This is a genomic window from Nostoc mirabile CHAB5784 (assembly GCF_020829645.1).
Taxonomy (GTDB): domain Bacteria; phylum Cyanobacteriota; class Cyanobacteriia; order Cyanobacteriales; family Nostocaceae; genus Nostoc; species Nostoc mirabile.
Map to the genome: position 1 here is coordinate 1 of NZ_JAIVFS010000168.1, position 10,681 is coordinate 10,681.

10 protein-coding genes are annotated in these 10,681 nt (G+C 39.6%); 4 read left to right on the forward strand and 6 right to left on the reverse strand.

Annotation, left to right across the window (positions count from 1 at the left end):
- Positions 1-120: 120 nt before the first annotated feature.
- From LC653_RS42020 to LC653_RS42035, 4 genes are all read right to left on the reverse strand, one after another.
- Positions 121-930: a DUF6671 family protein gene (locus tag LC653_RS42020; protein WP_229501212.1), complete on the reverse strand. Its 810-nt coding sequence runs from the start codon at positions 928-930 to the stop codon at positions 121-123.
- Between the two features lie 289 nt (positions 931-1,219).
- Positions 1,220-2,065 carry a hypothetical protein gene (locus LC653_RS42025; protein WP_229501213.1) on the reverse strand — a complete coding sequence of 282 codons (846 nt, stop codon included), beginning with the start codon at positions 2,063-2,065 and terminating at the stop codon, positions 1,220-1,222.
- A gap of 127 nt (positions 2,066-2,192) precedes the next feature.
- Positions 2,193-5,804, reverse strand: a complete 3,612-nt coding sequence (locus tag LC653_RS42030; RefSeq protein ID WP_308189235.1) for a DUF4347 domain-containing protein — start codon at positions 5,802-5,804, stop codon at positions 2,193-2,195.
- Between the two features lie 273 nt (positions 5,805-6,077).
- Entirely contained in the window at positions 6,078-6,380 is a 303-nt protein-coding gene (locus tag LC653_RS42035) for a hypothetical protein (RefSeq protein ID WP_229501214.1), read from the reverse strand.
- 5 nt (positions 6,381-6,385) lie between these two features.
- Between LC653_RS42035 and LC653_RS42040 the strand changes: the two genes are divergently transcribed.
- From LC653_RS42040 to LC653_RS42055, 4 genes are all read left to right on the forward strand, one after another.
- Entirely contained in the window at positions 6,386-6,775 is a 390-nt protein-coding gene (locus tag LC653_RS42040; protein WP_229501215.1) for a hypothetical protein, read from the forward strand.
- Positions 6,776-6,827: 52 nt separating this feature from the next.
- Positions 6,828-7,841, forward strand: a complete 1,014-nt coding sequence (locus tag LC653_RS42045; protein ID WP_229501216.1) for an AAA family ATPase — start codon at positions 6,828-6,830, stop codon at positions 7,839-7,841.
- A gap of 13 nt (positions 7,842-7,854) precedes the next feature.
- Positions 7,855-8,505: a nicotinamide riboside transporter PnuC gene (gene pnuC / locus LC653_RS42050; protein WP_229501217.1), complete on the forward strand. Its 651-nt coding sequence runs from the start codon at positions 7,855-7,857 to the stop codon at positions 8,503-8,505.
- 100 nt (positions 8,506-8,605) lie between these two features.
- Positions 8,606-9,271, forward strand: coding sequence for a hypothetical protein (locus LC653_RS42055; protein ID WP_229501218.1), 666 nt, complete (start codon positions 8,606-8,608; stop codon positions 9,269-9,271).
- 427 nt (positions 9,272-9,698) lie between these two features.
- On the opposite strand, the gene LC653_RS42060 is transcribed toward LC653_RS42055, so the two are convergent.
- Together LC653_RS42060 and LC653_RS42065 are read right to left on the reverse strand one after the other, a co-directional pair.
- A complete protein-coding gene (locus tag LC653_RS42060; protein WP_229501219.1) occupies positions 9,699-9,935 on the reverse strand; it encodes a hypothetical protein in 237 nt (78 codons plus the stop codon).
- 109 nt (positions 9,936-10,044) lie between these two features.
- On the reverse strand, positions 10,045-10,542 hold the full coding sequence (locus tag LC653_RS42065; protein WP_229501220.1) for a molybdopterin-binding protein: 498 nt from the start codon (positions 10,540-10,542) through the stop codon (positions 10,045-10,047).
- Positions 10,543-10,681: the final 139 nt, after the last annotated feature.

Genomic DNA, 10,681 nt, shown 5'->3' on the forward strand with positions numbered 1-10,681 from the left:
CCAACTCAATCGCTTGCATGACTTTTTGCCGGAAATCATCACTCTCTTGCTTTGGCCATTGAAATGGGGTAGACGCAATTGGAACTCTTATAGTCTACGTCCTAATCTTCATGGCTATAGCTATAGTTTCTCTTGATTAAAACCACATTTTTTACATTGATAAATTGTGGACAGTGGTAAGGTGGTTGGGATATGACAAAATTCACAGGGTAATCCCTGAATTATTTCAGTTATTTCAAAACCAGGGGTATTACACTTTGGGCAACAATTGTTAATTTTTTGGAGTAAATTATGGGTAGCTTTTGCAATATTTTTCATCCGAGTGGGATTATACATTGCCCGCATATCTGTCTCGATATTTACCTGACTATTTGGTGAATTATGCAATGCAAAATCAACTGATGCTATCAAATCTGTTTCTTTTGTAATACCCTTCGTTATCTCATTACATCTATTCTCTAAGTTTTCAAACCAGACAACTAATCCATGTTCTCGAAAACCAACTTTCTTAGCAAAAATATATGCCTCATCTAAATTTGTTATAATTTGATGATTAAAGTTAGTATCTGTAGAAATTTCCTCACCAATAATTTCTAGATTATTGATTTTATCTAAAAAAACAACTATTTCTCTATTACAGTAAATGTAAGGAACTAATGGATGGGGTGTAAAACTACCTTCGCTAGCGATCGCTAAATTTTCTTGTGTTAATTCTAAAGCTTTCTCTGCTTTGAATTTAGCTGCGGCAATTTGTGTTCCCGGACGTTCTACTTCTCTAGTAAATGTGCCAAAAATATCAGTATTAAAATCCTGTGGTACTATAATTTTGATGCCTAACTCTTGTTCTAATAGTGGAGCAATTACCTTTTCTTTTTGGTGCATTGTCGCCAACACAGCCAAACGATCATTAAATAATTGCTGGTCATTCATTCTGCGCTAATCCCTATTAGTTAAGTTTGTAGCTTTCTGTAATCCTAAAACGGCTGATTCTTCTGATTTTATCACCGCAAACCAGCTTGAGCGTTTTTGAGTGCAAGCGTACTCGCACCGATGCCTGCGGTTCAAATAGCCTACGCAATTTGAAGCTCAAGTTCATCGAACCCAAAGCCCCCTAATTAGGGCTTGCCGAATGAAAGTGTAATCTAGTCATGATAAGGGTTTCAAACCTTTTTCCCAAAAAAGTGCTATTTATCCCTCTGCTTCATCTGTAGTCGCTGAACTATTCAACATCCTGCCAACCTTCTAAAGTTGCCAAAAGTATATTGACAAGAGGATGATCTACTAATTCTTTTAATGCCTCTGTCTCGCCAGCTTTCAGTGCCCCAAGTACCCGTGTTTTCAAAGTAGAATTACCATTGATTTGCTTAAGTGCTTCTGTCACCGCTATCTGTTTTTCTAGTGGAGTGCTAGTAGGATAACTCTGTCCTAATTGGTTGAGAAGCTGCTGAATTTCTGCTGCGGCTTCTGCGAGATTCTGCTTTTGCTGTGGGTTGTAGTTAGTGATATTGCCGCCGATTTGTTGTGCGGGTACTGTGTCTGCGTTGACTAGACCACCTGCAAATTGAGCACATTTGAGGTCAAAGTTGGATTGTTTGTTAGGACTTTGTGACATAGTATTTCCCTGATTACTATAAGTTTGGGCGTAAAATTTAGGGCTTTGCAGTGCCGTAACCACCATAGTCTCTAAACTAGGAATTCGGCTATCTTTCTCTGGAATTAGTGCTTGTAATTTCTCTTGTGCTAATGCTTTAAGTTGATTATAAATTTCAAAATATTCCGCACTTAGTTCAGACTTGTCACGTTCAACAGCAGCTTTAGCACGAGGCAGAAACTTGTTTTGACCACGTACTTTCATACCCACGATTCGCAAATCTACTTCTGGGTAATTCTCGACTAACTGCTTAAAGGAAATTGCGATTGCTTTCGGGTCAATGCCTTGGTTATGGTAAAGGTCGAGTCTGTATGGCTGGGCTGGCAAAAGTGAAGGTTTATACAGAAGTATATCTAAATATGTGGTTTTACGAAATGTAGCGTAATATTTTTTAGAAGCTTCGATTGCTGACAATAGGCAGATAATTCACTATTGAGTGTAGTTCTAAATCTGACTTTTACCTGCAATAAAAAACTGCCCTAGACATGGGCCAGAGCAGTTTTTGATAAAAGGAAATTATCTAGGGTACTCTAAACTGACGTTAAACATCATAAAGAATAAAATCATTTTCGGTAATCAAACTAGGATTGGTGGTGGTTAAAGTAGCTAATACCTCATTCGTAGAAGTAATACGAATATTCGTATTATTGCCACTTGCAGAGATAGTCAAAACCCCATAAGTCAAACCACCAAATAAACTAAGTTTATCGATACCATCCTCAAAACTATAGATGGTATCAGTATGATTACTCGATGCAAGAACAAAGATATCCGTACCTGCTTGCCCATAAAGGTGGTCATTGCCAGCACCACCATTGAGTAGGTCATCACCATTACCGCCATAAAGGTGGTCATTGCCAGCACCACCGTTGATGGTATCATTACCAGCATCGCCATAGAGATAGACGTTACCAAGAGTAAATCCGAAAGCATCCAAGATATTGTCATTAATACCACCAGTCAGCGTTACTCGTTCGATACTACTGAGGGTATCGCTACCTAACCCAAAAAGTTTAGTATTAGTCAATGTAAAGTTGACATCACTTGATTCTGTTAACGAATCAATGCCATCGCCACCATCAAGGGCATCATCACCCGCACCGCCAAGAAGGTAATCATTGCCATTCTCTCCGTATAGGTAATCATTACCAGCACCACCGTTGATGGTATCATTACCATTACCTCCGTATAGATAGTCATCGCCAGCATTACCAAAGAGGCGATCGCTATCATCTACACCGAGGAAACGTGCTATTCCAAAGTAGCCATCAATATTACCTACAACAACAATCTTGCCATCCAATTGAGTTGCAACGACATCAGTTTCATCGTATTGGCTCTTAATCGAAGTCGTAACCTGACCGCCTGTGCCAAAGTTACTATCTAATGTTCCATCAGAATTATAAGCTAATAAAACAGTGGTGCGATTAAGAGTAGTAGTTCCACTGTCAATATAGCCAGCAACAACAATTTTGCCATTTGACTGAATGGATAGGCTATTAGCACGATCATCAGTGCTAGCACTAAGAGGTGTAATCACTTTGCCACCATTGCCAAAGTTAGCGTCTAGAGTGCCGTCCGTATTAAAACGAGCAATGGCTAAGTCATTTTGATTAGAGCTAGTATTATTAACAAATTTCCATACTCTTCCAGCAACAACAATTTTGCCATCAGGCTGAATTGCAATGGTATGGATTTCTTCACCAGAAGTACCAATCGCGGCTAAAACTCTACCACTGTTGCCAAAGCTAGTATCCAGACTACCATCAGTGTTATAGCGTGTTAGGGCAAAATCAATGTCACTGCCATTGGAGCCTTTTCCGCCAACAATAATCTTACCATCGGACTGAATGGCAACGGCATAGCCTTTTGTGCCGCTAACTTTGCCACCAGTACCAAAGCTTGTGTCTAAGCTGCCATCGGTGTTGTAGCGTACTAAAACATAATCTGCATTACTATTGCCGATATACCCTGCTAAAATAATCTTACCGTCTGGCTGAACCAAGACTTTGTGACCGAAGTCCTCCCCAAAGTTGGTAATAAGTTTGCCAGCATTGCCAAAGCTACTATCTAAGCTACCGTCAGCGTTATAGCGTGCCAAAGCAAAATCTGGTTGGTTAGGTTGGGTACTGTTTCCCGAAGTATAGCCAGCTACAATTATCTTACCGTTAGACTGAAGAGCGACACTGTAACCGTAATCGCTGGAAGTACCTACATGAGTGGTAACTTTACCAGCATTGCCAAAGGTAGTATCTAAGCTGCCATCAAGGTTATAGCGTACTAGAGCAAAATCAGGGGCGTTAACGTTACCGTTATACATATAAACATAGCCTACTGCCAAGATTTTACCATCCGGCTGAATTGCGACACTGTAAGCAGCTCCCCCATAACCAAATTTGGTGTTTACTATACCACTATTACCAAAGTTGGTGTCGAGGTCACCAGGATTAAGTACGAGCTTGATAGTAACGTTTTGATTGGCGCTGGTTGCAGTACCATCGCTGACGTTGACTTGCAGATTTACACTGGGGTTACTTTGGGGATTAAGGTCATCAATATCATTGATAATTAGCTGTCCAGTATTGGAATTAATACTGAAAGCTTGATTACCGTCACCATCTGTGTCTATATTTCCATTTACGATTGCCCAGTTAGAGAAGGTAGTGTTACCATCAACATCTGTAGCTGTTAAATTACCAAGAATTGTACCGTTGCTAGCATTTTCAGCAACGATTAAAGGATTAATGGATGTAACTACAGGTGCATCATTGACAGGATTAACCGTAATTGAAGCTGTGTCAGTACCACTACTAAAGGCAGTGGAACCACCATTTGCACTTGTGCTAGCCAAGCCACCATTTATTCCACTAGTTTGATCCCAAGCGCGAAAAGTAATGGCGTTGCTAATAGTACCGTTGAAGTTAGAGGATGGGCGGAAATAAACACGGGTGTTAGCATCTGCTGCTAACAAGCGGGCGCTAGTATTAGATACTGTACCCAGGCTAGACCAGTTTACCCCATTGTCAGTGCTATACCACCAGGAACCGTTGATGGTGTCCGCAGCAGTAATAGCTATACCAGTGACTGCTTTACTGTTGGGGTCGTTGACGTTTCCTCCTAATTTCACCAATGAGGAGACTAGGGTTCCCACTGCTCCGACAGGTGCGTTTGAATCTTCGTTGATTGAATTGAGGGTAACAACGGTGTCTGTTAATGTAGGAGCAGTGTTAGATGTGCTAGTACTAGAGGTAAAAGAGTAGTTGAGGGTGATATTACCTGTATTACTTTGATACCCATCCACGGCAATGTAATAAGTTGTTCCGGCAGTTACAGCAAAGCTTACCTTACTAGCAAGACTTCCACCCCCAATATCGTCGTTAGAAGTAACGAGGGTTAAACTGTTGACGCTATTGCCTGTATAAACGTAAAGGTAAGTGTCAAAACTACTATTTATAGTATCAAAAACAATGTTTCCAGAAGCGGGAGCAGTCCAACTCCACCAGACAGAATTAGTGGTTCCTGATTGGATTGGCTCACCTGATTCACTTGTAGCTCCTACATTATTGCCTGTACTACTGCCTGAGTTACCAGAAAGTATAATCCGGTTTACAAAGTTGTCATTTGAGGAAGGTAAAACAAAGTTGTAAGTCTCTAATATTTCTGGTTTGAATACCTGAGCAGTTGCCACTTCACCTCGACTGATTTCCAACTTCCAGTCTCCGCCTAAAGCAGCATTGCCAGTACGGTTGGCAGAAGCAGCAATGCTAGCTTTTGTCAACTTGTGCAACTTCTCAATGAATTCTTCCCCAGCGTCTCCAGCAGCAGTATTACAGCCGTAGAGTAACAGAGATGGAGAGATGCAGAGATGGCAAGATTGAGAGAACCAGGTTTGCAGTTTTTGGGTGTAGCGTTGCAATGTGCTGAGACTAAGTTGGGTACTACCTAAGTAGAGGCAACCAGGAGAGCCATGAGAGATAATATGTACACTTTCAACTCCACGGTGCTGTGATAGGACTTCAGTAATTTGATCTACCCCATCCCGGTTTTGATCAAGGATTACTGCCTCGGTTTTAGATACAATGGCATCTAATAATTTTTCGTAGCTATTTACTGAAGGATCTATGAAAATAATGCTTGTGGTTTTGAGGTTCATTATATTACATTCATAAGTTAATTTTGAGTTTTAATTACTATAAAACCCTACTTCTAGAAAATGAGATATTGGGTTCTAGAAAATAAGAAACCATTATTCAGAAATCTAATTTAATCACTAAGCCAGATTTATTCGTTTAAGACAAGAACACTTAATCAAAAAAATTACAGCGATGATCTTAGTACTATTTTGCTGAGATTCAGCCTTAATTTCATCGATGTATTTCCTGAAATATTATCAAGATACTGTGAAGAGTATTAAAGAGTACAGTAATCAGGGGTAGCGCATCTCAAACCCAATATCTTTATTTACATCAAGAGCAAGCAGGTGCCCCATCATAGACATATTCGCTTTTTCAAGGCAACCCCAAGTACTACCACGTCCATATACGGCATCCGCGAACTTGAGCTTTTTCCTTGGCGGAACACAGGACATGGTTGCTGGTGATGGGGCGCTGAGTAAGGAAATCTGGGGATGGAGGGAGAAGTAGCGTAGGCGCAGCCCGTCGTAGACATCGCTCCTATGGGGTGTAGTCCACCAATCGTCTCCCCAATCGATTTTCTCTCTTATTTGCAAAAGTCTTGCTTACGAAGACATTTAGATTTTATGTAAAACACGCTCCTTATCAAGGAACTATTTCTGAGTCAGGCTTTCAAATCAGCCGTATAATCCATTACCGCAATTCATTTCTACCCATGATTCGAGGTCGATTTGAAGTACAATCTCATCAAACCTTGATTCATGTACAAATGAGCCTACATCCTTTTGTAATGGCGTTTTTAAGATTCTGGTTTTTCTGCTGGTATAGTGCAATTATTCCCATAATATTGGCAGGTGCTATGCCTGATCAGATGGCTGCATTATTTGTAGGAATGCCTATATTGATGCTAGCTATCTTTTGTGTATTTTTTTGGTTTGAAGCGAATCGCAGCCGTACTGAATTGAGAAAAATTATTCAAGGACAAATATAGTGAATGGTCTTTTGTTTTTCATAGTTTGCATTAGCCAAGATAATAGGAAGCTATGGGCAGAAAATGTGGACTCACGCTAGGTAAGTTTGCACCGCTTCACAAAGGACATCAATTTGTGATTGAGACGGCTTTAGCAGAAATGGATGAAGTACTAGTGATGATTTATGATTGTCCAGAGGTAACAGCAATTCCCTTAACAGTTCGGGCTAGATGGTTACGAAAACTGTATCCTCAAATTGAGGTGATTGAGGCATGGGATGGGCCAACAGAAGTTGGTGATAGCTTTAAAATTAAGAAAAAGCACGAAGAATATATACTGAAAAAATTAGAATCAAAAAAGGTTACGCACTTTTACTGTAGTGAATTCTATGGCGAACACGTAAGCCTTGCATTAGGAGCCGTTAATCGATTAGTAGACGGAGATCGCCAAACTTTCCCTATTTCTGGAACAAAAGTCAGAAAAGAACCTTATGCTTTTAGAGATTATTTACATCCTGATGTTTACCGCGATTTAATTACTAATATAGTGTTTCTCGGTGCACCCTCGACTGGAAAAACGACTATTGCATCCCGATTAGCAAAAGAGTATAAAACCTTATGGATGCCAGAATATGGGCGGGAATATTGGGAAAAACATCAAATTAATAGAAGGCTGTCGCTGTCTCAACTTGTAGAAATTGCACAAGGACATTTAGAACGTGAAGAAAACTTGTTGTTACAAGCGAACCAATATTTATTTACAGATACAAATGCATTAACAACTTATCAATTTTCTTTGTACTATCACAAAACTGTTGCTCCAGATTTAGTGGAACTAGCACATCAGGCTGTATCTCGCTATGATTTAGTTTTTCTTTGCGATGTAGATATACCTTATGATGATACATGGGATCGGTCTGGAGAGATAAATCGTAGCATATTTCAAAAACAAATTAAAAACGATCTAATTATTAGAAAAACTCCCTTTTTTATTCTGAGTGGGGATTTAAATACACGCATTGATTTTGTTAGCAAGATATTGAATCGATACCAAAAGTATCATAACTTATTAGATTTATTTTCTTAATAGTGAACATAATATGCTTGAGTTTTGGAGTGTTAATAATATTGCCTTCAATATTCTGGGTTATCCCATAAGTTATATCGAGTTTCTAGGAACTATTTTTTATTTATGGTCAGTATGGCTAATATCTCAAAGAAATATATTAACTTGGGCTGTAGGAATAGTTAGTGTCTTACTGTACATGGTGCTTTTCTACCAAATTCGCTTGTATTCAGATATGGTAGAGCAAGTTTATTACTTGGGTATAAGTGTTTATGGCTGGTGGCGATGGAGTACACCCAAGCTAGATAGTGGAGAAGTTTTAAATGTTCGATATAGCCCAAGACGCCAAATTATTTTGGCAGCTTCAGTCACAATAGCCTTAACTTTTGTCATGGGAGCATTGATGAGTCAGATTCATATAATACTGCCAGCAATATTTCCAGAGCAAGCTTCTTTTCCTTACTTGGATGCACTCACAACAGTTATGAGTTTTACAGCTATGTGGCTAATGACGCACAAGCGAATTGAAAGTTGGTATTACTGGATTGTAGTTGATATTATTGGCATTTGGTTATATAACATTAAAGGAGTAAAATTTATTGCTTTACTTTATGTAATTTTGTTGTTGATGGCAATTAACGGCTTAATATCTTGGCTCAAAGCAGTTAAGGTGCGCCATAGTTAAATTAATTAAGTGTATGCTGACAATACCTTATGACGTTTTAATTGACACAAAAAAACGAAGTTGATAAAATCTTCGAGAATTTCAACAAAAAATTCTCTTAATGAACAAGCAATATTATCGTGTTTGGGTAGGTGGATTAACGCTTATCGGCCTTTCTCCATTCATAATTTTGGCTGGGCAAACTCCTGCATCTGCGGCTTGTCCCATACCCGACTCCGTTGGGGATCAAGCTACCGTTATTACGTCTTTTCTTGACTCTGAATGCACAAAACAAACCCTAACGCAAGAAACGACTTATTATCGCTATTACAATAATGATAATACTTATCGTTTTGGTAGATATTTAACAGCTAATTTTTATGACAGTAGTAATGCTAAAACTACATTAGATGCAATTCAAGAACTAGCTCTAGCTCAATATTTTGGTCCTCCTCCAAATTTAGCGCAATTGAGAGAAAGAGTAAGCTTGCCAGCAGGATTGGATGTCTATGTTGGTATTGCTGGGCCTCAATCTCCTAGTACCTGCTACCCTGGTGGCGCTACGCAAGTTTTTATAGAAAATACAAGAACTCCAGGTGTCTCATTTGTTTTTGATGGCAATGTACCTGATGGGGGTTCCTTGCCCGCAAATTGTTATACTATTGCCAAACCGATTCCCGAACCATCTCCTCTGTTTGGCATTGGTGCGATCGCAACAATCAGTTTGATTTTTACCTTAAATAGTGCTTTATTGCAATCTCAAACTAGGCAGACGACTAATGGTTAATAGTAGTCCGCCAAAGTCTTGTTAACAGATGGGAAAAGGGTAAAGGTTTTAAACCTATCCCTTTCCCCTTTCCCCTACTTTACTGGTTACTCTATTTTTAAGTCTTTAAAAGGAATGGACATAAATATTTGTTGCTTGTTGGATGATAGCCGATGACTGTACTCCACCAAGAGGCATAGTAAGCGATCGCTTTGCCAAAAAAATAAAATCAGAAGTAGATAACTTAGCACATTGCACGCTGATTTCAATTACTGGCAGCTACGGGTTGATGATTCCCCACTAAGTACAGTTGAAAATCTGGTTTTCTGTGCAATATAAAACTGCCCTAGACGTAATCCAGAGCAGTTTTTGATAGAAGTAAATTGTATAGGAGACTTTTACTTTTGTCCCCAGTTTATCCATAGTAAATACCGTTATATAATACTCTTCACCTCAAGTTTCGTGTTTTATGCAAAAAACGAATAATCTTGAAGTTGGCATTACAAAGATTAGAAGTCAGCATCAGCCAGCGTATCAAAGACGGTATCCGCGACTTTGAGCCTTTTCCTTGGCGGGCTACAGAACATGATTGTTGGTAATAGGTTGCTGGGTAAGGAAATTTGGGGATGGAGGAAGTAGCGACACCGGACAGCCCGTCGTAGACATCGCTCTCAAAGCTGGGCATAGACATCAACCAATAATTAAATGTATCATTCGCGGTCGATTCGCTTACTCCCAACTGGATACCAAGAAGTTGAACTGATGAATAAAGAAACAAAAGATCGCATTGCCTTTTAGACAACTTTGATTGGATGGGTGACGACAGCCCAATGGCTATAACCTTCTTCGTTAAAAGGAATCTTGTCAGGTTGAGTATTGTCTTGATCGTCGGTGGCGCGAGCAAGTAAACCATAGCGACCTGGACGTGCATCCCATTCTAAATCCCATCGTACCCATGCTTTGGTAATATTGGGTTCTCGTAGACTGACTTTGCTCCAGGTTTTACCATCGTCTAAACTGACTTCAACAAAAGTAATTTTCCCTTCACCTGACCAGGAACGTCCGCGAATAAGACGTTTTCCAGTTGCTATTTCACCATCCCAAGGTAATTCAAAGGCACTTTTAACTTTCTGCTCCCTCAAGATTTGTCCCATGACTCCTTTGGCTTTCAAGTCCTCTGAAACAGGATAGTCTTCCCCAATTAAGACATACTTCTTTGTGTTGTATTCAGAAAACAGGGGTGTCTCTGAAACCCGAATGCTACCAACCCATTTGGTGTGAGCAATCCCCACCCAGCCCGGAACTAACTGGAGTTTAGACTAAAAGCGATATGAGAGAACGCAAATCAAATGGAATTAGAGATTAAAAATATTATCTTGTCAGCCTCAAAGCATCCGCGACCTTTAACAATTCTGTAGTATATCTGCTCCA